This window comes from Sphingomonas echinoides ATCC 14820 (assembly GCF_000241465.1).
GTDB classification, from domain to species: Bacteria; Pseudomonadota; Alphaproteobacteria; order Sphingomonadales; family Sphingomonadaceae; genus Sphingomonas; species Sphingomonas echinoides.
This window is the reverse complement of record NZ_JH584235.1, coordinates 1,476,313-1,498,054: the sequence shown is the minus strand read 5'-3', so window position 1 is coordinate 1,498,054 and position 21,742 is coordinate 1,476,313. Positions and strand designations below refer to the sequence as shown.

Sequence of the window (21,742 nt, the reverse complement as noted above, 5' to 3'; positions counted from 1 at the left end):
ATTGGTTGCCGAGCTTATATCTTGGTATAGTTGGCGACGAATATCGTCTCCTCCGCTGGTTTCACGCGTTATTGTCGTCTCGACGGTTGGAGAGCGGAAGCGATGAGTACCCCCGATACACGCGGCCACCAGATGTTTCCGGTGCTGAACGCGGCCCAGATCGCGACGGCGAAGCGCTTTGCCAGTGGCGCGGAACGGCACTTCGCGCCCGGCGAAACCGTCTACGCCATCGGGCAGCAGGATGCTCCGGCCTGGCTCGTGCTGGAAGGGTCGATCGAGATCGTGCGACGCGACGGCCTGAGCCATGAGGCTCCCGTCACGACGCATCTGGCCGGCCAGTTTACCGGCGAGGTCAATCAACTGGCCGGGCGCGGGTCGATCGCGGCAGGGCATGCCGGGCCGGAGGGCTGTACCGCATTGCCGTTCGATCCGCCGCATCTACGCGCCTTGATGGTCGGGTCGGCCGACGTCGGCGAGATTGTGATGCGTGCGCTGATCCTCCGGCGCGTCGCGCTGATCGAGGAAGGCGGGGCTGGAACCATCCTGATTGGCGTGCCGAACAGCGCGGAGGTCGTGCGGCTGCAGGGTTTCCTGACGCGCAGCGGTTATCCCAACCAGGTGCTGGATGCGGCGGCGGACGCCGAGGGCAAGGCGCTGGTCGAGCGGATCGGCGTGTCGCCTGAGGAATTGCCGTTGGTCGTCTGTCCAAGCGGCGAAGTGCTGCGTCGACCGAGCCAATTGCAACTGGCGACGTGCCTCGGGATGACGCCGACGCTCGACCCTGCGCGGATGTATGATGTGGTGATCGTGGGGGCGGGGCCCGCCGGGCTGGCGGCATCGGTCTATGCCGCGTCCGAAGGCCTGTCGGTGATCGTGCTCGATGAACGTGCGATGGGCGGACAAGCGGGAGCGTCGTCGCGGATCGAGAATTATCTGGGTTTCCCAACCGGTATTTCCGGGCAGGCGCTGGCCGGGCGGGCCTATAATCAGGCGCTCAAGTTCGGCGCGGAGATTGCGGTGCCGCTGGAGGTGACAACGCTCGATTGCACCGCCGACCGGATGGCGCTGGAACTGGCCGGGGGGCAGCGGCTGTTGGCCCGCACGATCGTGGTGGCATCGGGCGCGCGCTATCGTCGGCCCGACATCGCCAATCTCGCCGAGTTTGAAGGGCGCGGCATCTCTTACTGGGCATCCCCGATCGAGGCGCGGCTGTGCGCCGGAGAAGAGGTGGCATTGGTCGGGGGCGGCAATTCGGCGGGGCAGGCGATCGTCTTCCTCGCGCCGCAGGTGCAGCGCCTGCATCTGTTCGTCCGCCGCGCCTTGAGCGAAACCATGTCGCAATATCTGATCGACCGGATCGCGGCGTTGCCCAATGTCGATATCCACGTCGGCAGCGAAGTGGTCGCGCTGGACGGCGATCCGGTAACAGGCTTGGCGTCGGCCGATTTTCGCAACCGCGCGGACGGCGCAACCTGTCGTCTCGCGCTGCGGCACCTGTTTCTGTTCATCGGTGCTGATCCCAATACCGGCTGGCTGCAGGGGTGCGTCGATTTGGACGACAAAGGCTTCGTCATCACGGGGCAAGGCGCTCGCTCGCTCGAAACGAGCTTGCCGGGTGTGTTCGCGATTGGCGATGTGCGCGGTGGATCGACCAAGCGCGTCGCGGCTGCCGTTGGCGAGGGCGCTGCCGTCGTCGCCCAAATCCATGCCCTGCTCGCCGAACGATCGGCCAAGGAGACCGTATGACAACCTGTCGCCATAGCATCACGATCAACGAGGTTACGCCCAGCGCGCGCGGGTGCGAGGAGTGCCTCAAAATCGGCAGCGTCTGGCTGCACTTGCGTCTGTGTCGGGCGTGCGGGCATGTCGGTTGTTGTGACCAGTCGCCGCATCGCCACGCGACCGCGCATTTCCACGCGACCCAGCATCCGATCATCGAAGGCTATGACCCACCCGAGGGCTGGGGCTGGTGCTATGTCGATGAAGAGGAAATCGACTTGCCCGATCAGACGCCGCAATGGGGCCCGATCCCGCGTTATTATTGAGCCGAACACAGGAAGACGTCTGATGACTGGTCCCAAACTTTTCGAGCCGCTGTCGCTGGGGCATCTGACACTGGCCAACCGCATCGTAATCGCGCCGATGTGCCAATATTCGGCGGTCGATGGCTGCATGACCGACTGGCATGTGATCCATCTCGGCCATCTGGCGCTGTCGGGCGCTGGTTTGCTGACGATCGAGGCGAGCGCAGTCGAGCCCGAGGGGCGGATCACCTACGGCGATGTTGGGCTGTATGACGATGCGACCGAGGCGGCGATGGCGCGGGTATTGGAAAGCCTCCGGCGACATTCGGACATGCCGATCGCGATCCAGCTCGGCCATGCCGGGCGCAAGGCCTCGACGAACCTGCCGTGGCGGGGCGGGGCGCAACTTCCGGTTTCGGACCACAATGGGTGGCAGACGGTAGCACCGTCGGCGCTGGGGTTTGCCGAAAGCGACACCCCGCCGGTCGCGCTCGATCGCAGCGGACTCGATCGAGTGCGCGCGGCGTTTGCGGCGGCCGCGCGCCGGGCCGATCGGCTGGGTATCGATGCGGTGCAGTTGCACGGCGCGCACGGCTATTTGCTCCATCAGTTCCTCTCCCCGCTGTCGAACCGGCGCGACGACGAGTATGGCGGCAGCCTCGAAAACCGGATGCGCTTTCCGCTCGAGGTGTTCGATGCCTTGCGCAGTGCCTTTGCCGCGGAAAAGGCGGTGACGATGCGCGTTTCGGGCACCGATTGGGTGGAAGGCGGCTGGGATATCGACCAGACCATCGCCTTTGCGCAGGCGCTGGAACAGCGCGGCTGTTCGGCGATCCATGTCTCAAGCGGCGGGCTCGATCCGCGCCAGGATATTCCGGTCGGCCCGGGCTATCAGGTGCCGCTGGCGCGCGCGGTGAAACAGGCGACGGCAATGCCGGTGGTCGCGGTCGGGCTGATTACCGAGCCGGAACAGGCAGAAGCGATTGTCGGCACGGGCGACGCCGATATGGTCGCGCTGGCGCGTGCGATTTTGTACGATCCGCGCTGGCCGTGGCATGCGGCGGCGGAACTGGGCGCGCAGGTGCGGGCACCGAATCAGTATCTGCGCTCGCAACCCCGTCGCTTCCGCGACGTGCTGCACGGCGGCTGATCCCACCCTTCAAGCCTGCCATGCGCGATGGAATGGCACCGTCTGCGTATTAGTCCCAATGCCGCGTGCTGGCTGCGCCCGTTACCGTGCCCGCAGACCAAGAGACCTTCGGAGGCGGGCATGAAGACGATATTGCTGCTGGTGCATGATGATGGCGGCCAGGAAGCGCGGTTTCAGGCCGCGCTCGACCTGACGCGCACGTTGGAAGGGCATTTGGTGTGCCTTGACGTGACGATCATGCCCGCCATGGTGGTCTCGGACGCGCTAGGCGACGCCGGTTTCGGGATGTTGCTGCAAGAGGAAAAGCAGCGCGAAACCACCAACCGCGCCAAATTGGAGGCGCGGCTGGTTCATGAGGATGTGAGCTGGGATTGGCGCGATGCGTGCGGCGAAGTGGCACCGTGCCTGCGCGATGAATCGGCGCTTGCCGACCTTATCGTCGTCAATCGCCAGCTGGAGGCGTGCCCGGTGCCCGACATGCGGGCGCTGGCGGGCGATCTGGTGGTCAAGGGGCGCACGCCCGTGCTTGCCGTGCCGGAGGATCTGGTTCGGCTTGACCTTGACCGGGCGCTGATCGCCTGGGATGGCTCGGCCTCGTCCGGGGCGGCCGTGCGGGCGGCGGTGCCGCTGCTGCGCCATGCCCAGCAAGTGACGATCATCGCGATCGGCGACGAATCCGATCGCCTCCCCGCCGAAGCGGCTGCAGCCTATCTCTCGCGCTACGATATTCATGCAGAGATCGACCATGTCGTCCTTGCCGGGGAAAAGGTTGGCGACGCGCTGTTTGCACGCGTGTCGAGCGGGCATTTCGGCTATGTGGTGATGGGCGGCTTCGGTCATGCGCGCGTTGCCGAGGCCCTGTTTGGTGGAGTTACCAGGATGATGTTGACCAAAAGCCCCGTGCCGATCTTCCTGGCGCACTGAACGATCTTGGACATGTCCGTGTTCGTCCGCCTCGCTGCGGCCCTTTCGGTCGCGGCGAGCGCCTCGGTTGCTGCGGCTGCGCCCCAACAGCCGGTGGTGCCTCAGGTCGCGGCCCAGGCACCGCGCTGGTCTCCCAGCGATCTTGCCGCGCTCGTCCAGGAAATCGGTCGGTCGGCGCAGGAAGGGCTTACCCCGGAGCGCTATGGCGCGGCGGCGTTGCAACGCGCGATCGACCAGCGCGCGCCGGACCTGGAGGCGCAGGCCAGTCGCGCCGCACTGCTGCTCGCGCATGATTATGCCGAAGGCGCGGCATCGGCTGACGCGCGCACGGGATGGGAGATCGCGCGCGATCCGATTGATCTCGACCTGTGGTTGCGCGAGGCGCTGGCGCGGCATGATGTCGCGGGCGCGTTGCAAGCGCTGCTGCCGCGGTCGTCGGGCTATGCCGCTCTGCGCGCCGCGCTGCCGACGTGCGATACCCCCGCGCATTGCACGACGCTTAAGATCAACCTCGAACGCTGGCGCTGGTTGCCGCGCGCGCTTGGTGCCCATTATCTCTGGGTCAATCCGGCGGCCTATCGGCTCGACCTGATCGAGGGCGATCACATCCTGCAAAGCCACCGCATCATCGTTGGCAAGCCGACCACGCCAACGCCGGTATTTGCCGCGCTGGTGACCGGGGTCACCGCCAATCCGTGGTGGACTGTGCCGAGCAGCATCGTCTCCGAAAGCGTCGGCGCGATGGTGCGCAATCGCCCGGCCCAGGCCGCACGGCTTGGCTATGTCGCGACGCGCGCGGCGGGAGGGCGGTTGCAGGTGCGGCAGCGGCCCGGGCCGCTCAACGCGCTCGGCCAGGTCAAGATCGAGATGCCCAACGCCTATAGCATCTTCCTGCATGACACGCCGTCCCGGGGCCTGTTCGAGCAGGAGCGGCGTGCCTTTTCGCATGGCTGCGTGCGCACCGAACATCCCGATGTGCTGGCGCGCACGCTGCTCGCACCGGCGAGCGCACGCAGCTTCGATCAATATCTGGCGCAGCGCACCAATCACACCTTTGCGCTCGATCGGCCGGTGCCGGTCTACATCGTCTATTTCACCGCAGTGGCCGATCCGACAGCGGTGGGCGGCGTGGCGTATCTTGACGACGTTTACGGGCGCGACGCCGCAATCTCGAAAGCATTTTGAGTTGTTCTCATTCTGGGTATCGATCCACGTAATCTTCCCGATAGAGTGAGCCGGCGTCGCTGCTACCCTTTCGGCGATGATGACGTCCTCGCCCTTTTCAGAGCCCGCGCCGGGCGCGCAGACGGAGATCCTCGCGTTTCTCGAATCCGGCGCGGCTTTCGGTCTCAAAAGCCCGCCTCGCCGGATCGACACCCATGCTGCCGTGGTGTTCCTGTGCCCCGATCGGGCGTGGAAGCTGAAGCGCGCGGTGCGCTTGCCCTATCTCGATTTTTCGACGCCAGCCCTGCGCGGCATCGCGCTGGCGGCGGAGCTTTCGCTAAACCGCCGCACCGCGCCAACGCTCTATCGCGCGGTCCACCCGATCCGTCGCGGCAGGACCGGACGGTTGTCGATCGGCGGGGCGGGCGAAACGGTCGACTGGCTGCTTGAAATGACCCGCTTTCCCGATGGCGCGCTGCTCGATGAGATGGCGGCGGGCGGGCAGATCGACGATGCGCTGCTGCTGCGGCTGGCGGATCGCGTTCAGCGTTTCCACGCGACCGAACCGATCGTTCGAACGGGGACCGCCGCAGACGATTTTCGCACCGTCGTCGAAGCCGCGCTCGATCGGCTGGGGCAATTCCCAAAGATTCTCGACGGTGCGCAGTTCGCCCAGCTAGACCGTGATTTGCGGGGGCGAGTGACGGCGCTTGCGCCCTTGCTCGATGCGCGCGCAGCGGCGGGGCGGGTGCGGCATGGGCATGGCGATTTGCACCTCGCCAATATTGCGGTGATCGATGGCGAGCCGACGCTGTTCGACTGCCTCGAATTTGATGCCGAACTCGCCACCACCGATGTCCTCTACGATCTCGCCTTTCTGGTGATGGATTTGTGGCGGCGGGGGCTGCGGCGCGCGGCGAACATCGTGTTCAACCGCTATCTCGATCTTTCACCGGAAGATGAGGGTGGGCTTGCGCTCTTGCCGCTTTTCCTGGCCACGCGCGCGGTGATTCGGGCGCACGTCGCGGCGACTCGCAGCGCGCAGGCGGCGGGGGATGGCGCGCTGGAGCGCGAGGCGAAGGACTATTGCGCCCTGGCGGCCGATCTGATCACGCCGATGCCGCCTCGGCTGGTCGCGATTGGCGGGCTGTCGGGGACCGGAAAGTCGAGTGTCGCGCGCAATCTGGGCGGGGATGTGGGGCAGCCGCCCGGTGCCCGCATCCTGCGCACCGATGTGCTGCGAAAACGCAGCGTCGGTGCCATGCCCGAACAAGCGCTGCCGCCAGCCTATTATGCGCCCGATGTGACGGAGCAGGTCTATCGTTCGCTCGATCGGCTGGCGGCCGCCGCGCTGGCGCAGGGGAGTGCTGTCATCGTCGATGCAACCTTCGCTTCGCGCGACCAGCGCGATGCGATCGAGATCGTCGCCCGGCGTGGCCGGGTTGTGTTTACCGGCATCTGGCTGGAGGCTGAGATCGATCACCGCCTGGCGCGGGTCGCGGGGCGGCGCGATGACGCGTCGGACGCCAATGCCGCCGTTGTGCGCAATCAGGCGGCGGATGCGGTCGGCCCGCTCGGCGACTGGCACCACGTTGCGGCGGACGGTGCGCTGGAAACCGTCGCGCGCGCCGTGCAGGCCTTGGAGGGGCCGGCCTGACGACGGGGCTGTAGGCTATACCTGCTTATTGGGTGTCCGGCGGCGCGGATGGCCAACCGCGACGCCGCCCGACAGCCGCGCGACCCACGGATAGCGCCGGGCAACCTCCTCGGTATAGCCGAGGTTGAAGACGGTCGGGCTCTTCGCGGGGCGGTCTGCGCGGGAATAGAGCGTGCCGAACAGGCGATCCCACAGAAAGTTGGTGATGCCGAAATTGCCGTCCTCATCGTGGAAATGATGTTCGACGTGACGCACCTTCATCGTCGCCAGCCATTTGATCCGGGGCTTGTAGGCGAGGTGCTGGATGCAGTGGAAAAACTCGTAGAAACAGGTGCATAGCAGCCCGGTGGCGAACCCCGCCGCCGCGCCGCCAATGCCGCCGATCAGATAGCCGGGCAAGGCGGCGACGACGAGCAGTGTCGGCAACGTGGTGTAGAGCGCGCCGAACAGCACCTCCAGATGATTGGGGTCGACATGATGGTCATAGTGGATCCGTTTCCAGGTCGAGGCCAGCAACGGCACCTTGAACATCCAGTGGCAATGCAACACCCAGCGGTGCAGCACATACCAGATCAACGGATAGGCAAACAGAATCAGCGCGACCGTCGCGACCGTGGGTAACGCGGCGGCGGGGTGCCACACGAACACGCCGATCGAAAGCGCGGTCAGTGCCAGATAGGCGATGATGGTATAATGCTGAAAATAGGCGACCACCAACTCGCGGAAGGTCATCCGGTCCAGATAATGCGACCGTGTCCAGAAGGTGCCGTTGTGGCCCGTGCGTGCGGTGTTCACTCGATGTCTCGCCCGATCATTCCGATTGCATTCGAGCGATAGCGGCGGGGCAGGCACGGGCGTTTGACCGCTATCAAATCGTGGGGGAGCGCCGCTTCTAGGTAAAAATCCCAATATTCGAAATGTGTTGGCTGGCCGATCTGTGCGCCCTCGCGGGCCGACGCTTCCAGCGATCAGAGGACATCCCATGCCATTTGCAACGACCAATCCGTTTACCGGCGAAACCCTCAAGACCTTCCCGACTGCGACCGATGCACAGATCGTCGAAGCGATCGGCGCGGCGCATGCGGCGTTCCTGTCGTGGCGCGAAACGGGTTTTGCCGAACGCGCGCAGATCATGACCAATGCGGCAACGATCCTGCGGCGCGACAGCGCGTCGATGGCCGCGCTGCTGACGCTGGAAATGGGCAAGTTGCTGAGCGAGGCGAAGGCCGAGGTCGAATTGTCCGCCGCGATTTTCGACTATTATGCGCACCATGCCGAGGCGCTGTTGCAGCCCGAGCGGCTCCCCGTTGCCGATCCGGCCGAGGGCGAGGCGATGCTGGTGTGCGAGCCGCTGGGCGTGTTGCTGTGCGTCGAGCCGTGGAATTTCCCATATTATCAGATCGCGCGTATCATCGCGCCGCAGCTTTCGGCGGGCAACACGATGCTGCTGAAGCACGCCTCCAACGTGCCGCAGAGCGCCGCCGCCTTTGAAGCGGTGATGCTGGAGGCGGGGTTGCCCAAGGGCGCGTTCATCAATCTGTACGCCGGCCACAGCCAGATCGAGCTGATCCTCAACGATCCGCGTGTGCAGGGCGTGGCGCTGACGGGCTCGGAAGCGGCTGGCGCAAGTGTCGCCGCAGCGGCGGGCAAGGCGCTGAAGAAATCCACGATGGAATTGGGCGGTGCCGATGCCTTTGTCGTGCTGGCCGATGCCGATCTGGAAAAGACCACGAAATGGGCGGTGTTCGGTCGCCACTGGAATGGCGGACAGGTGTGCGTGTCGTCCAAGCGCATGATTATCGTCGATCCGGTCTATGATGCGTTTCTGGAGGGCTACACCAAGGGTGTGGCCGCGCTCCGCATGGGCGATCCGTTCGATCCCGAAACCACGCTTGCGCCCTTGTCGTCGCAAAGCGCGGCGGACGACCTGAAGGCGATGATCCGCAAGGCGGTCGAACATGGCGCGACCGCAACCGAAGTCGGGCCGGAAGCGCCCAATCACGGTGCGTTCGTGCGCCCGACGATCCTGACCGACATCGGTGAGGACAATCCGGCGCGCTATTGGGAGTTCTTCGGCCCGGTCTCGATGCTGTTCCGGGCGAAGGACGAGGATGACGCGGTGCGTATCGCCAATGATTCGCCGTTCGGTCTGGGCGGTTCGGTCTTCACTGGCGACCCGGCGCATGGTGCCGAGGTGGCCAAAAAGATTTCGACCGGCATGGTGTTCGTCAACCATCCGACGATGGTCAAGGCCGATCTGCCCTTCGGTGGCGTGCGGCGCTCGGGCTATGGGCGCGAGCTGCTTGGCCTCGGCCTCAAGGAATTCGTCAATCACAAGCTGATCGACGTCGTCGATATCGACGCCCCGTTCTGACGCCCCCCTAGAGTTCCCCCGAAAGGAAGCAGATCATGCAAAAGACCATGAAAGCCGCCGTTGTCCGCGAGTTCGGCAAACCGCTGGTGATCGAAGAGGTCACGGTGCCGATGCCGGGGCCGGGCCAGATCCTCGTCAAGATCGCGGCGACGGGTGTGTGCCACACCGATCTTCATGCCGCCGAGGGCGACTGGCCGGTCAAGCCCAACCCGCCCTTCATTCCCGGGCATGAAGGCGTCGGCCATGTCGTCGCGGTCGGCAGCGGCGTCACCCATGTCAAGGAAGGCGACCGCGTCGGCGTGCCATGGCTGTATAGCGCGTGCGGGCATTGCGTGCATTGCCTGGGCGGCTGGGAAACGCTGTGCGAGACGCAGCAGAACACCGGCTATTCGGTCAATGGCAGCTTTGCCGAATATGTGCTGGCCGATCCCAATTATGTCGGTCACTTGCCCGACAACATTGGCTTCGTCGAAATCTCGCCCATCCTGTGTGCCGGCGTCACCGTCTATAAGGGCCTGAAAGTCACCGATACCAAGCCGGGCGACTGGGTGGCGATTTCGGGCATTGGCGGGCTTGGCCATATGGCCGTGCAATATGCCAAGGCGATGGGGTTGAACGTCGTCGCGGTCGACATTGACGACGCCAAGCTGAAGCTGGCCGAGGAATTGGGGGCGAGCCTGACGATCAATGCCCGTAACGCCGATCCGGCGGCCTTCATCAAGAAAGAGATTGGCGGCGCGCAGGGCGTGCTGGTCACCGCCGTCAGCCCGATCGCGTTCAAACAGGCGATGGGCATGGTGCGGCGCGGCGGCACGGTGTCGCTCAACGGTTTGCCGCCGGGCGAATTCCCGATGTCGATTTTCGACACGGTGCTCAATGGCATCACCGTGCGCGGCTCGATCGTGGGGACGCGGCTCGATCTGCAGGAATCGCTCGATTTCGCCGCCGCGGGCAAGGTGCGCGCGACGGTGACGACCGATACGCTGGAGAACATCAACGATGTGTTCGGGCGGATGCATCGTGGTGAGATCGAAGGTCGCGTGGTGATCGATTTCGAGAATGCGCCGCCAAAGGCGGATGCGGCGGCGGTCGCCGCGTTGGCACCCGCCACCTAAACGTCGCGCAACGCGAAGATCGCGAGCGAGGCCGGGCGTGTGCCCGGCCTCGTTTGATTCGGGGGCAGGGCGGTCGCACCCGCCAAAGGCCCACAGGCGCGTACATCTACGTACAGCCCGCGTTCAGAATCCTCGGTAGCGGTTTGACGAAGGTCAAGGGCCGCGTCGGCCGATGTGGCCATGGACAAGCTCTACTGGTTGCGGAGGCGCGAATGGACGGAATCGTGATGAGGGCCGTGGCGTGGCTCGTGGTGGCGTTCGCGGCAGTCGGGATGTCCGCCTGCGCGATCGACCAGGGCTTTGCCATCCAGATGGGAATCGTCGCGCTGGCGGCGTTTATCGCTGCGTTTTACGCGATGCGGCGCGTCGGCAATCCGGCGATCGCGGCGGACGGCTCTTTGCCTGCCCCACGCGATCGCTATGATGACGAGGTGATCCGCTGGGGCGTGATCGCCACGGTGTTCTGGGCGATCGTCGGCTTGCTGGTCGGCGTGGTTATCGCCTCGCAGCTCGCTTTCCCGCTGCTCAACCTCCATTCCGAATATACCACTTTCGGGCGCTTGCGGCCGCTGCACACCTCGGCGGTGATCTTCGCCTTTGGCGGCAACGCGCTGATCGCGACCAGCTATTATGTGGTGCAGCGCACCTGCCGCGCGCGCCTCGCCTTTCCTTGGCTCGCGCGCTTCGTGTTCTGGGGCTATCAATTGTTCATCGTGCTGGCGGCGTCGGGCTATGTGCTCGGCATTACCGAGGGGCGCGAATATGCCGAGCCTGAATGGTATGTCGATATCTGGCTGACGATCGTCTGGGTCTCGTACCTCGCGGTCTATGTCGGCACAATCGTGCGCCGCTCCGAACCGCATATCTATGTCGCCAACTGGTTCTATCTCGGCTTCATCATCACCGTCGCGATGCTCCACCTCGTCAACAATGTGACGATGCCGGTGTCGTTCTTCGGCTCCAAATCCTATTCGGCCTTTGCGGGCGTGCAGGACGCGCTGACGCAGTGGTGGTATGGCCATAATGCGGTCGGCTTCTTCCTGACGGCGGGCTTCCTCGGCATGATGTATTATTTCGTGCCCAAGCAGGCCGAGCGGCCGATCTACAGCTACCGGCTGTCGATCATCCACTTCTGGTCGCTGATCTTCCTCTACATCTGGGCCGGGCCGCACCACCTGCACTATACCGCGCTGCCCGACTGGGCGCAGACGCTGGGCGAAGTGTTCTCGGTGATGCTGTGGATGCCGAGCTGGGGCGGCATGATTAACGGCCTGATGACGCTCAACGGTGCCTGGGACAAGATCCGCACCGATCCGATCATCCGCATGATGGTGTTCGCGCTCGCCTTCTACGGCATGGCCACCTTCGAAGGGCCGATGATGTCGATCAAGGAGGTCAATTCGCTCAGCCATTACACCGACTGGACGATCGGCCATGTCCATTCCGCCGCGCTTGGCTGGAACGGGATGATCACCTTCGGCGCGCTGTACTACATGACGCCGCGTTTGTGGGGCCGCACCCGGCTCTATTCGCTGCGGATGGTGAACTGGCACTTCTGGTGCGCCACGCTCGGCATCGTGCTCTACGCTTCGTCGATGTGGGTGGCGGGCATCATGCAGGGGCTGATGTGGCGCGAATATGGAAGCGACGGCTATCTCGTCTATTCCTTCGCCGAAGTCGTCCAGGCGATGCACCCCTATTATCTGATCCGCACGACGGGTGGGCTGCTTTACCTCACCGGTGCGCTGATCATGGCCTGGAACATCTGGATGACGATTGCGGGCAAGCTCCGCGACGAAGCCCCGATGTCGTCCCCGGCCTTCGATCCGGCGCGCGACCATCCGCTCCAGCACGTCCCAGCAGAATAAGGGCGCGACCATGGCAAACCTCCTCAACCGCCACAAAGTGATCGAGCGCAACGTCACGTTGCTCGCGGTGCTTGCCTTCCTCACCGTCGCCATCGGCGGCATCGTCGAGATCGCGCCTTTGTTCTGGATCGACTCGACCGTGACCAAGGTGGAGGGCGTGCGGCCCTACACCCCGCTCGAACTCGCCGGGCGCGACATCTACATTCGCGAGGGATGTTATGGCTGCCACAGCCAGATGATCCGCCCGTTCCGCGACGAGACCGAACGCTACGGCCATTACAGCCTCGCCGCCGAAAGCATGTACGATCACCCGTTCCAATGGGGATCGAAGCGCACCGGGCCGGATCTGGCACGGGTCGGCGGGCGCTATTCGGATGGCTGGCATGTCCAGCATTTGAAGGACCCGCGTGCAGTGGTGCCCGAATCGATCATGCCGCCCTACGCCTTCCTAGCGGACCGCGATCTCGACGTCAGCCATATCGGTGATCACCTGGTCGCGCTGCGCCGCGTCGGCGTGCCCTATACCAATGAGGAGATCGCCAAGGCGGCTGAGGACGTCACCACCCAGGCGACGGGCGAGGGCGACACGGCAGGTCTGCTCAAGCGCTATCCCAAGGCAGTGGCGCGCGATTTCGACGGCAAGCCTGGGCAAGTGACCGAGATGGATGCGCTGGTCGCCTATCTGCAGGGCCTTGGCACTCAGGTCGATTTCAAATCGGCTGCACCGCGGGAGCAGGCACGATGACCACGTATGATGTGTTGCGGGAATTTGCCGACAGTTGGGGGCTGATCCTGATGGGCGTGGCGTTCCTGACCTTCACCGGCTGGACCTTCCTGCGCTCGGTTTCTGCCGGACACGAGCGGGCGGCAATGAGCATCTTCGAGCAAGAGGACGAAGTGGATGGCTGACGAAAAGCGCATCGACGAGCCCACCGGCACCAGTTTCGTCGGGCATGAATGGGACGGAATCGAGGAACTCGATACCCCGATGCCACGCTGGTGGCTGTACACCTTCTACGCCTGCATCGCCTTTGCGGCGGTGATGGTGGTGCTCTATCCCGCCATCCCGATGTTGCACAGCGCGAGCACGGGCGTGCTCGGCTGGTCGAGCCATGGCGATCTCGCCAAGGAAATGGCGGCGGACCATGCGCGGCGCGCGCCGGTGATGCACGCGCTTGAACAGACGCCGATCGAGCAGATCCCGGCCGATCCCAAATTGCTGCGCGCGGCGCAGGAGGGCGGGCATTCGGCCTTCAAGGTCTATTGCACACAGTGTCATGGCGCAGGCGCGGCCGGTGCCAAAGGCTATCCCAACCTCAACGATGACGATTGGTTGTGGGGCGGCGATCTGAAGACGATTCAGCAAACCTTGCTGCACGGCGTCCGCCAGCCCGGCGACGACGAAACCCGCATGTCGCAAATGCCGGCCTTTGGGCGCGATGGCATCCTCAAGCCTGCGGAAGTGCAGGATGTGGTATCCTATGTCCGCTTCCTGTCCAAGCAAGAGGGGGTGACCGCTTCGTCCAGGCGCGGTGCCGCCGTGTTCACCGCCAATTGCGCGGTGTGTCATGGCGATGCTGGCAAGGGGAACCGCGCCGTCGGCGCGCCCAATCTGACCGATGGCATCTGGCTCTATGGCGGAGACCGCGACACCATCACCGAGACGGTGACCAACGCGCGCTACGGCATCATGCCCGCCTGGGGTGCGCGGCTTGATCCAGTGACGGTCAAGATGCTGGCAATCTATGTCCACTCGCTGGGCGGCGGCGAAAAGACGCCGGTCGACCCGGTGCCGGCCCCGGCGGAGACTCCTGTACCGGCAGCGGTCGCGGCGCGCTGATGGCCCATCCCCAAGACTTGACCGGTGACGGGCAACAGTTTTTCGAGGCGCGCCGCAAGGTGTTCCCGAAGGCGGTGGACGGCCCGTTCCGGCGCTTGAAATGGGCGATCATGCTGGTCGCGCTCGCAATCTACTACGTCACGCCGTGGCTGCGCTGGAACCGCGGGCCCTATGCGCCGGATCAGGCCGTGTTGGTCGATCTGGCGCATCGGCGCTTCTACATGTTCTCGATCGAGATCTGGCCGCACGAATTCTATTATGTCGCGGGCCTGCTGATCATGGCCGGAATCGGGCTGTTCCTGGTGACATCGGCGGTGGGGCGGGCGTGGTGCGGCTATGCCTGCCCGCAAACCGTGTGGACCGACCTGTTCGTGCATGTCGAACGCGCCATCGACGGCGACCGCAACGCCCAGATCAAGCTGCAACGCGCGCCATGGGGGCCGTCCAAAATTGCGCGGCGGATTGCCAAACATTCGATCTGGCTGGTGATCGGTGCGCTCACCGGCGGTGCCTGGATCTTCTACTTCGCCGATGCGCCGACGCTGGGTCGGGCATTCGTGCAAGGCAGTGCGCCATTCGTCGCTTATGCGACGGTCGGCGTGCTGACCGCCACCACTTATATCTTCGGCGGGCTGATGCGCGAACAGGTGTGCATCTATATGTGCCCGTGGCCGCGCATCCAGAGCGCGATGCTCGACGAGAAATCGCTGACCGTCACCTACAAGGCATGGCGGGGCGAGCCGCGCTCGCATGGGTTGAAGCGCGCTGAGCCGCTGGCACAGGTGGTGTTGGGGACACCCTCGCTGGTCGCGTTGATCGAGCAGCCCGAGCTGGCATCGCGGATCGGCGACTGTATCGATTGCAACGCCTGTGTCGCGGTGTGCCCGACCGGAATCGACATTCGCGAAGGGTCGCAAATCGGCTGCATCACCTGTGGCCTGTGCATCGATGCGTGTGACGGGATCATGGCCAAGATCGGTCGGCCCAGTCGCTTGATCGGCTATACGACCGATCTCGATGCGCGGCTCGCACAAGCGGGCGAAGCACCGGTGCCCGCGCTCAAGCGCCTGTTCCGGCCGCGCACTCTCCTCTATTTCGGTGCCTGGGCGGGAATCGGCCTGGCGATGCTGTTCGCGCTGGGCAATCGCGAACGGATCGGTATCGGCGTCTTGCAGACGCGCAATCCGCAATGGGTGCGCTTGTCGGATGGCAGCATTCGCAACGGCTATACCGTCAAGGTCCGCAATATGGAGGAGCGTCCGCGCTCGGTCGAAATTGCGATCTCGGGCGTTCCCGGCGCGGTGCTGTGGACCGAAGAGGCAGGACGTAACCAGGCCGCGCGGAGTGTTCGCGTCGACGTCGCGCCCGACCAGGTCGCGCAAGTCCCGCTGTTCGTCAGCGCGCCTGGCGCTGGGCCGACGCGCGCCGATCTTGCCTTCACCGTGCGCGCGCTCGACAAAGAGGGCGGGTCGGCCCGCGACACCAGCTTCTTCGAACGCCCGGAGCCCACGCCATGACGCGACCTTTCACCGGCTGGCACATGACTGGCATCATCGTCGCGATGTTCGGGCTGGTGATCGCGGTCAACGTGCTGATGGCAAGCTACGCGATCGGCACCTTTGGCGGGACGGTGGTCGATAACAGCTATGTTGCCAGCCAGCGTTTCAACGATTGGCTGGCCGAGGCGCGCGCGCAGCGTGGGCTCAACTGGAATGTCGATGCGACCGTCGATGGTGACCGCGTCGTGATCGTCACTGCGCTCGCGCCGCAGGGTCCGCTGTCGGATGCGGTGGTTACGGTGCGCGCGACGCATCCGCTTGGTCGGCTGCCGGAGCGGGATCTCGTGTTCCGCTCGGTCGGCAAGGGGCGGTTTGTCTCGACAACGGCGCTCCCGGCCGGACGCTGGCTGCTCCGCGTCGATGTCCGCCACGGGCATGAGGATGCGCGCTTCGACGACGAGATTCCGGCGTGAGCACGGCAGCGCCGCTCGAAACCTCGATCTTCACGGTCGACGGGCTGCGCTGCGCCGCGTGTATTGCCAAGCTGGAAAAGGGCCTGCCCGAGGTTTCGGGCGTAACGTCGGCCCGCGTCAATTTCACCAGCAAGCGCGTGCGGATCGAGCACGCCGCCAACGTTGCCGATGATGAGCTGCAAGCCGCGATCGGGCGGCTGGGTTTTTCGGCGCAGCCGTTTGTCGGGGAAAGCGAAGTCTCGGCCAATCGCGAAAGCCGCATGTTGATGACCGCGCTGGCGGTTGCGGGCTTTGCAGCAATGAATGTCATGCTGCTGTCGGTGTCGATCTGGTCGGGCGCGGATGGCGCGACGCGGACGCTGTTCCACTGGCTGTCGGCGGCGATCGCTTTGCCGGCGGTCGCTTATGCCGGGCGGCCCTTCTTCAAGAGCGCGTGGGGCGCGCTGCGGCATGGCCGCACCAATATGGACGTGCCGATTTCGATCGGCGTCATCCTGACCCTGTCGATGAGCCTGTACGAAACCGTGATCGGCGGCGCGCACGCCTATTTCGACGGCGTGACGATGCTGCTGTTCTTCCTGCTCGCCGGGCGTTTTCTCGACAGCGCGATGCGCGTGCGGGCGGCGGACGGGGTCGCGGCGCTGATGCGGCGCGTTCCGGCTGAAGTGCTGGTGCGGCGACCCGATGGCAGCACCGAGCAGCGCCTTGCCGCCGAACTGGCACCGGGAATGCGGCTGCTGATCGCGGCGGGGGAGCGGATCGGGGCCGATGGCGTGGTTGAGACCGGGCGCAGCAGTGTCGATCGTTCGCTTGTCACGGGCGAGAGCGTGGCGGAGGCGGTTACCGTTGGCGACACCGTGCTGGCGGGCACGATCAACCTCAGCGGACCATTGACGGTGCGCGTGACGGCGGCGGGCGAGGCGACGATCGTCGCCGACATCGCGCGGCTGATGGAGACCGCGACGCAGGGCAAGTCGCGTTATGTCCGCATCGCCGATCGCGCGTCGCGGCTCTATGCGCCGGCGGTGCATACGCTGGCGGCGCTGAGCCTGGTCGGCTGGCTGATCGCGGGGGCGGGGCTGCACCAGGCGCTGACGATTGCGGTCGCGGTGCTGATCATCACCTGCCCGTGCGCGCTGGGGCTGGCCGTGCCGATCGCGCAGGTTGTCGCGGCGGGCGCGTTGATGCGCGCGGGGATTTTGCTCAAGGATGGTTCGGCACTGGAGCGGCTGGCGGCCGCCGATACCGTGTTGCTCGACAAGACCGGCACGGTGACGCTCGGGCATCTCACGCCGTTGGACGGTTTGCCGTCCGCCCCGGTGGAGCGAGGGGTCCTGCTCGCGTTGGCGCAAGCCAGTCGTCACCCCCTGTCGATGGCGCTCGCCGATACGCTCGGGCGCGCTGGCGTTATCGCCGCTGTGGTGACCGATATCGTCGAGCATCCGGGGCTGGGGGTCGAAGGACGGTTTGGCAACGCGCTGGTGCGGTTGGGGCGTCTTGATTGGGTTGGCGCAGCCGAGGGCGCGACGCAGGCACATGCGGCGGCGGCTTTCGGGATCAGCGATGCGCCGGCGTATGTGATGACCTTTGGCGATGCCTTGCGGCCCGACGCCACGGCGGCGATCGAACGCTTGCGGGCGGAGGGGTTTACCCCGCGCTTATTATCAGGTGATGCGGCGGCGGTGGTCGAGACGATCGGCGATACGCTGGGCATCGATGGCAGCGCGCGGATGGACCCTGCCGACAAATGCCGCATCGTCGATGAGTTTGCCGCGCGCGGGCGCAAGGTGCTGATGGTCGGCGACGGCCTCAATGATGGCCCGGCGATGAAGCGCGCGTTCGTTGCGATGGCCCCCTCTTCGGGTACCGATGTCAGCCAGTTGGTTGCCGACCTTGTCTTCTTTGGCGACAAACTGATGCCCGTGCCGATCGCGGTGGCGGCCGCGCGCCGGACCATGCGCGTCGTGCGGCAGAATTTCGCGCTGGCGATCGGCTATAACGTGCTGGCGGTGCCGCTGGCGATCGCCGGGCAAGTAACGCCGTTGATCGCGGCGCTCGCCATGTCGGGATCCTCGCTGATCGTCGTCGCCAATGCGCTGCGTTTGCGGGGCGTGGCGCGATGACCGGGCTGGTGGTGCTGATTCCGGTGGCGCTGGCGCTGGGCCTGGCGGGGCTGGCGGCGTTCTTCTGGGCGGCGCGCGCCGGGCAGTTTGAGGATCTCGACGGGGCCGCGCTGCGCATCCTGATCGAGGAGGAGGATCAGCCCGCGCTCGCCAAGCCGATCGATCCGGTAACGCCCCATGCTTGATCGGGGTCAAACACCCGGCGCGGCGGATGCGCGTATAGAATCGGACATGTGGTGTCCCAACCCCTGCCATTCTGCGCGGTCTTCGCGGGGCGGTGCGGGTTTGGCGTTGGTCGCGGTGCTGGGGCTGGCCAGCGCCACGGTGGCGCAGGCGGGGCCGCCGGGGGACAGTATCACCGCGGCGATCTGCGGTGGGCACGGCACGGTGACGATCCCGCTCGGGCGTCCGGGCGAGCCGCCCGGGCAGCGACGCGACTGTCCGACCGGATGTCACGCGATGTGCAGCCGCAGGACCGCCGCCGATCTCCTCGACGATGGCGAGGGGGATTGAGCACGGCATCAGGATAATTACGTACAGGCGTGGCGCGCCGTTCCTGTGATAGCGGCGGCATGGGGACGCAAAGCAACAGGTGCGCGGAATGCGACGTACGGGATATGGGCCTGTGCGGTGCCGCCGATAGGGACGACCTTTCCGCACTGAGTTCGATCGGGCGGCGACGCGCGCTGGCGGCGGGGCAGGTGCTCACCTGGGCGGGCGACGATAATGTGCTGTGCGCCAATGTCGTGTCGGGCATCCTCAAAGTCACCGCTTCGACCGCAAACGGGCGCGAACAGATTGTCGGCCTGGTGTTTGCCGGCGATTTCGTCGGGCAATTGTTCGAAGAGACGTCGTCCTTGACCGTCACCGCGCTGGTCGACAGCGACCTGTGCGTCTATCCGCGCGAGCGTTTCGAGCGCGTGATGGCAGAGGCGTCGTCGATTGAACGGATGTTGTTGCGGCGCACGCTTGCCTCGCTGAACGATGCGCGTGAGCGGATGCTGACGCTGGGCAAGCGCGGCGCGCAGGAGCGTGTGGCGGGCTTCCTGCTCGATCTGGTCGACCGCACCGCGGTCCGGACGGTGGACGGATCGATCAGCATCGATGTACCCGTCAGCCGTGGCGATATGGCGGATTTTCTGGGCCTCACCATCGAAACGGTCAGTCGCCAATTGACGCGATTGAAGGTGCTGGGCGCGATCACGCTGGCGCGCGGGGGGCGGTCGATCCTCATCACGGACCGCGCCGCTTTGGAGCCGCTTGCCAATCCTGAGTGAGTGCCCCGGCAGCGGCTTTGACAGCGATCAAGCGGCGACTTTGTAGATTTTAAGGCCGGTGGCGGATAGGCTCAGCCTTTGCCCTCCAGCCTTGCGGGATCATGACGCTGTCCAACCCCGTCCCCTCTCTCGAATTGCGCGAGGCCCGACGGTTGCTGAGCGTCGATCCGTGTGCCGCCGTGGCGCAGGCGCGGCGCGCCGTGGCGGCGGAACCTGGATCGTTGGAAGCACATTTCCTGCTTGCGGCGGCGCTGCGGCGGAGCGGGGATCCGTCTGCTGCGTGCGCGGTGCTGGCACCGCTCGCAACGGCCCGACCGGCGTTATGGGGTTTGCACTATGAACACGGGGTGGCGCTGGCGACGCTCGGCCAGACCGACGCCGCCATCGCCGCGCTGGAGCGCGCGACCAGCGCCAACGCACAATCGTCGCTCGCCTGGCACGCGCTGGGGGACCAACTCGCGCTGCGCAACCACGCCGAGGCTGCGCTCGCCGCGCAGATGCGCGTGGTGCCGGGCTATGTCGGCGATGCGGCACTCGCCGATGTGGCTGGCGCGTTTTTTACGCGGGGGGATCCGCGCGCCCGCGCGGCCTTGTGGACGCGCTTTGGCCTCGATCTGAATGACGTGGCCGCCGTTCGGCTGTTGGCCGATGTCGGGATGCGGCTCGGGCATTTCGCGGCGGTCGAGCCCTTGCTGGCAAAGACCGTCGCTTTTGCCCCCGCGTTCGCGCCCGCGCGCTTCAGTCTCGCCCTCGCACTGCACCGGTTGGAGCGCGGAGCCGAGGCGCTTGGCGTGATCGGCCCGGTGGCGGATGCCTATGCGGGGGTCGCGATGGTGGTCGGGCTGCACGCAGCGATCCATATGCAGCTCGGCAATGTTGCGCAGGCGGTCGCCGCCTATGAAAGTGTGCTGCCCGCCGCCGCCGAGGATAGCGACCTGTGGCACGCTTACGGCCATGCGCTGCGCGCGATCGGGCGGCAGAGCGATGCGGTCGCTGCATATCGCCGCGCCATCGCCATTGCGCCCAGTTGTGGCGAGGCGTGGTGGAGCCTCGCCAATCTCAAGACGGTGCGCTTCGACGCCGCGGATATCGCGCGGATGCAGGCCGTGCCGGACGCGGCCAGCGCCAATCCGGCCGACCGCGCCTATCTGGATTTCGCACTGGGCAAGGCGCTGGAGGACGAGCGCCGCTATGCCGAGGCGTTCGATCATTATGCGCGCGGCAATGCAGCGCGAAAGCGCCTCGAGCCGCACGATGCCGCCGCGCATCATCGCTTCATCACGCAATCGATCGCGGCGTTCGACGCTGCGCTCTTCGCCCGCGCGGCGGGCGCTGGGTGCGATGCGATCGGCCCGATCTTCGTGGTGGGGATGCCGCGATCGGGCTCGACGTTGGTCGAGCAGATCCTCGCCAGCCATAGCCAGGTCGAAGGCGCGTCGGAGTTGCCGACGCTGACCGCGCTGGCGCGGGACTTGGCGACCGCCAATCCCGGCTATCCTGCTTCCATCTCGCAAGTGCCGCGTGAGGCGTTCGCCCGGCTTGGCCGCGCCTACCTAAAGCAGACCGAGGTGTATCGCAGCGGCGACCGGCCCCTGTTCGTCGACAAATTTCCGGGCAATTTCCTGCACAGCGGCTTGATCCATCTGATGCTGCCCAATGCCCATATTATCGATGTCAGGCGGGATCCGGTGGCGTGTTGCTTCTCGATCTTCAAGCAGGCGTTCGCGCGCGGGCAGGCGTATAGTTACGATCTGGAAGACTTGGCCCATTACTATCGCGACTATGTTGCGCTGATGGCGCATTTCGATGCGGTCTTTCCGGGCAGGGTGCACCGCATTGTCTATGAAGACCTAGTGGATGACGCTGAGAGCGAAATCCGCCGTCTGCTCGACTATTGTGCGCTTGCTTTCGAGCCGCACTGTCTGCGCTTTTTCGAGACTGGACGGAATGTGCGCACCCCCAGTTCTGAACAGGTGCGCCGCCCGATCTTCCGCGATGCGCTTGACCAGTGGCGTGGCTTCGAGCCGTGGCTGGGCGCGTTGATCGAAACGCTCGGCCCCCTTGCCAGACCCGTCACCGATCGGCCATAATCGCAATTTGGAATGCCCCTATCTGATTATTATCCTTCTCGCTTTTCGGGAATCGGGTGAGCTTCTTCAATCGGGGATCAGATCCAAATTCTCCGCAAGCAAAAGGCGTGAAGCCTGATGCGGCAGCGCGAGGATCTGACGGGGCGTTTACGACAAGGGGGGAC

General features: G+C 65.3%; 20 protein-coding genes. 19 read left to right on the top strand and 1 reads right to left on the bottom strand.

Annotated features, from left to right (window positions below; translation table 11 throughout):
• Nucleotides 1–102 precede the first annotated feature (102 nt).
• The 6 genes from ON00_RS07090 to ON00_RS07065 all read left to right on the top strand — a co-directional run bounded on the left by ON00_RS07090 (nucleotide 103) and on the right by ON00_RS07065 (nucleotide 6,919).
• Entirely contained in the window at nucleotides 103–1,746 is a 1,644-nt protein-coding gene (locus ON00_RS07090) for an FAD-dependent oxidoreductase (protein ID WP_010404413.1), read from the top strand.
• The gene (locus tag ON00_RS07085; protein WP_010404412.1) at nucleotides 1,743–2,045 is read left to right on the top strand and encodes a UBP-type zinc finger domain-containing protein; all 303 of its coding nucleotides are present in this window, start codon (nucleotides 1,743–1,745) and stop codon (nucleotides 2,043–2,045) included. Before ON00_RS07090 ends, ON00_RS07085 begins: the two co-directional genes overlap by 4 nt.
• 22 nt (nucleotides 2,046–2,067) lie before the next feature.
• Nucleotides 2,068–3,174: an NADH:flavin oxidoreductase/NADH oxidase gene (locus tag ON00_RS07080; RefSeq protein ID WP_010404410.1), complete on the top strand. Its 1,107-nt coding sequence runs from the start codon at nucleotides 2,068–2,070 to the stop codon at nucleotides 3,172–3,174.
• Between the two features lie 120 nt (nucleotides 3,175–3,294).
• Nucleotides 3,295–4,098 (top strand): universal stress protein, encoded by an 804-nt coding sequence (locus ON00_RS07075; protein ID WP_010404409.1) that lies wholly within the window; start codon nucleotides 3,295–3,297, stop codon nucleotides 4,096–4,098.
• A gap of 12 nt (nucleotides 4,099–4,110) precedes the next feature.
• Nucleotides 4,111–5,283, top strand: a complete 1,173-nt coding sequence (locus ON00_RS07070; RefSeq protein ID WP_010404407.1) for a L,D-transpeptidase family protein — start codon at nucleotides 4,111–4,113, stop codon at nucleotides 5,281–5,283.
• Nucleotides 5,284–5,362: 79 nt separating this feature from the next.
• Entirely contained in the window at nucleotides 5,363–6,919 is a 1,557-nt protein-coding gene (locus ON00_RS07065) for a bifunctional aminoglycoside phosphotransferase/ATP-binding protein (protein ID WP_010404404.1), read from the top strand.
• A gap of 15 nt (nucleotides 6,920–6,934) precedes the next feature.
• On the opposite strand, the gene ON00_RS07060 is transcribed toward ON00_RS07065, so the two are convergent.
• Complete coding sequence (locus tag ON00_RS07060) at nucleotides 6,935–7,651, bottom strand: sterol desaturase family protein (protein WP_083834159.1); 717 nt, start codon at nucleotides 7,649–7,651, stop codon at nucleotides 6,935–6,937.
• A gap of 250 nt (nucleotides 7,652–7,901) precedes the next feature.
• Here ON00_RS07060 and ON00_RS07055 point away from each other — a divergent pair, with 250 nt between their 5' ends.
• From ON00_RS07055 to ON00_RS06995, 13 genes are all read left to right on the top strand, one after another.
• Complete coding sequence (locus ON00_RS07055; protein ID WP_010404397.1) at nucleotides 7,902–9,293, top strand: NAD-dependent succinate-semialdehyde dehydrogenase; 1,392 nt, start codon at nucleotides 7,902–7,904, stop codon at nucleotides 9,291–9,293.
• A gap of 35 nt (nucleotides 9,294–9,328) precedes the next feature.
• Nucleotides 9,329–10,408, top strand: a complete 1,080-nt coding sequence (gene adhP, locus ON00_RS07050) for an alcohol dehydrogenase AdhP (protein ID WP_010404396.1) — start codon at nucleotides 9,329–9,331, stop codon at nucleotides 10,406–10,408.
• A gap of 212 nt (nucleotides 10,409–10,620) precedes the next feature.
• The gene (gene ccoN / locus ON00_RS07045; protein ID WP_010404395.1) at nucleotides 10,621–12,276 is read left to right on the top strand and encodes a cytochrome-c oxidase, cbb3-type subunit I; all 1,656 of its coding nucleotides are present in this window, start codon (nucleotides 10,621–10,623) and stop codon (nucleotides 12,274–12,276) included.
• 10 nt (nucleotides 12,277–12,286) lie between these two features.
• On the top strand, nucleotides 12,287–13,021 hold the full coding sequence (ccoO, locus tag ON00_RS07040; RefSeq protein WP_010404394.1) for a cytochrome-c oxidase, cbb3-type subunit II: 735 nt from the start codon (nucleotides 12,287–12,289) through the stop codon (nucleotides 13,019–13,021).
• The gene (locus ON00_RS07035) at nucleotides 13,018–13,185 is read left to right on the top strand and encodes a CcoQ/FixQ family Cbb3-type cytochrome c oxidase assembly chaperone (protein ID WP_010404393.1); all 168 of its coding nucleotides are present in this window, start codon (nucleotides 13,018–13,020) and stop codon (nucleotides 13,183–13,185) included. Before ccoO ends, ON00_RS07035 begins: the two co-directional genes overlap by 4 nt.
• Nucleotides 13,178–14,116: a cytochrome-c oxidase, cbb3-type subunit III gene (ccoP, locus tag ON00_RS07030; RefSeq protein ID WP_010404392.1), complete on the top strand. Its 939-nt coding sequence runs from the start codon at nucleotides 13,178–13,180 to the stop codon at nucleotides 14,114–14,116. Before ON00_RS07035 ends, ccoP begins: the two co-directional genes overlap by 8 nt.
• Nucleotides 14,116–15,633 (top strand): cytochrome c oxidase accessory protein CcoG, encoded by a 1,518-nt coding sequence (gene ccoG / locus ON00_RS07025; RefSeq protein WP_010404391.1) that lies wholly within the window; start codon nucleotides 14,116–14,118, stop codon nucleotides 15,631–15,633. The genes ccoP and ccoG overlap by 1 nt, the downstream gene beginning before the upstream one ends.
• Nucleotides 15,630–16,088, top strand: a complete 459-nt coding sequence (locus ON00_RS07020; RefSeq protein ID WP_010404390.1) for a FixH family protein — start codon at nucleotides 15,630–15,632, stop codon at nucleotides 16,086–16,088. Before ccoG ends, ON00_RS07020 begins: the two co-directional genes overlap by 4 nt.
• On the top strand, nucleotides 16,085–18,211 hold the full coding sequence (locus ON00_RS07015; RefSeq protein ID WP_010404388.1) for a heavy metal translocating P-type ATPase: 2,127 nt from the start codon (nucleotides 16,085–16,087) through the stop codon (nucleotides 18,209–18,211). The genes ON00_RS07020 and ON00_RS07015 overlap by 4 nt, the downstream gene beginning before the upstream one ends.
• Nucleotides 18,208–18,396 carry a cbb3-type cytochrome oxidase assembly protein CcoS gene (ccoS, locus tag ON00_RS07010; RefSeq protein ID WP_010404386.1) on the top strand — a complete coding sequence of 63 codons (189 nt, stop codon included), beginning with the start codon at nucleotides 18,208–18,210 and terminating at the stop codon, nucleotides 18,394–18,396. The genes ON00_RS07015 and ccoS overlap by 4 nt, the downstream gene beginning before the upstream one ends.
• Before the next feature lie 100 nt (nucleotides 18,397–18,496).
• Nucleotides 18,497–18,724, top strand: a complete 228-nt coding sequence (locus ON00_RS07005; protein WP_010404384.1) for a hypothetical protein — start codon at nucleotides 18,497–18,499, stop codon at nucleotides 18,722–18,724.
• A 104-nt stretch (nucleotides 18,725–18,828) separates the two neighbouring features.
• The gene (locus ON00_RS07000; protein WP_010404383.1) at nucleotides 18,829–19,488 is read left to right on the top strand and encodes a Crp/Fnr family transcriptional regulator; all 660 of its coding nucleotides are present in this window, start codon (nucleotides 18,829–18,831) and stop codon (nucleotides 19,486–19,488) included.
• 101 nt (nucleotides 19,489–19,589) lie between these two features.
• A complete protein-coding gene (locus ON00_RS06995; RefSeq protein ID WP_010404381.1) occupies nucleotides 19,590–21,578 on the top strand; it encodes a tetratricopeptide repeat-containing sulfotransferase family protein in 1,989 nt (662 codons plus the stop codon).
• The last annotated feature ends 164 nt before the right edge of the window (nucleotides 21,579–21,742 follow it).

Coding starts and splice junctions, on each gene's coding strand:
- ON00_RS07090 (WP_010404413.1), top strand. CDS start 103: ATGAGTACCCCCGATACACGCGGCCACCAGATGTTTCCGGTGCTGAAC.
- ON00_RS07085 (WP_010404412.1), top strand. CDS start 1,743: ATGACAACCTGTCGCCATAGCATCACGATCAACGAGGTTACGCCCAGC.
- ON00_RS07080 (WP_010404410.1), top strand. CDS start 2,068: ATGACTGGTCCCAAACTTTTCGAGCCGCTGTCGCTGGGGCATCTGACA.
- ON00_RS07075 (WP_010404409.1), top strand. CDS start 3,295: ATGAAGACGATATTGCTGCTGGTGCATGATGATGGCGGCCAGGAAGCG.
- ON00_RS07070 (WP_010404407.1), top strand. CDS start 4,111: ATGTCCGTGTTCGTCCGCCTCGCTGCGGCCCTTTCGGTCGCGGCGAGC.
- ON00_RS07065 (WP_010404404.1), top strand. CDS start 5,363: ATGACGTCCTCGCCCTTTTCAGAGCCCGCGCCGGGCGCGCAGACGGAG.
- ON00_RS07060 (WP_083834159.1), bottom strand. CDS start 7,651: ATGACCTTCCGCGAGTTGGTGGTCGCCTATTTTCAGCATTATACCATC.
- ON00_RS07055 (WP_010404397.1), top strand. CDS start 7,902: ATGCCATTTGCAACGACCAATCCGTTTACCGGCGAAACCCTCAAGACC.
- adhP (WP_010404396.1), top strand. CDS start 9,329: ATGCAAAAGACCATGAAAGCCGCCGTTGTCCGCGAGTTCGGCAAACCG.
- ccoN (WP_010404395.1), top strand. CDS start 10,621: ATGGACGGAATCGTGATGAGGGCCGTGGCGTGGCTCGTGGTGGCGTTC.
- ccoO (WP_010404394.1), top strand. CDS start 12,287: ATGGCAAACCTCCTCAACCGCCACAAAGTGATCGAGCGCAACGTCACG.
- ON00_RS07035 (WP_010404393.1), top strand. CDS start 13,018: ATGACCACGTATGATGTGTTGCGGGAATTTGCCGACAGTTGGGGGCTG.
- ccoP (WP_010404392.1), top strand. CDS start 13,178: ATGGCTGACGAAAAGCGCATCGACGAGCCCACCGGCACCAGTTTCGTC.
- ccoG (WP_010404391.1), top strand. CDS start 14,116: ATGGCCCATCCCCAAGACTTGACCGGTGACGGGCAACAGTTTTTCGAG.
- ON00_RS07020 (WP_010404390.1), top strand. CDS start 15,630: ATGACGCGACCTTTCACCGGCTGGCACATGACTGGCATCATCGTCGCG.
- ccoS (WP_010404386.1), top strand. CDS start 18,208: ATGACCGGGCTGGTGGTGCTGATTCCGGTGGCGCTGGCGCTGGGCCTG.
- ON00_RS07000 (WP_010404383.1), top strand. CDS start 18,829: ATGGGCCTGTGCGGTGCCGCCGATAGGGACGACCTTTCCGCACTGAGT.
- ON00_RS06995 (WP_010404381.1), top strand. CDS start 19,590: ATGACGCTGTCCAACCCCGTCCCCTCTCTCGAATTGCGCGAGGCCCGA.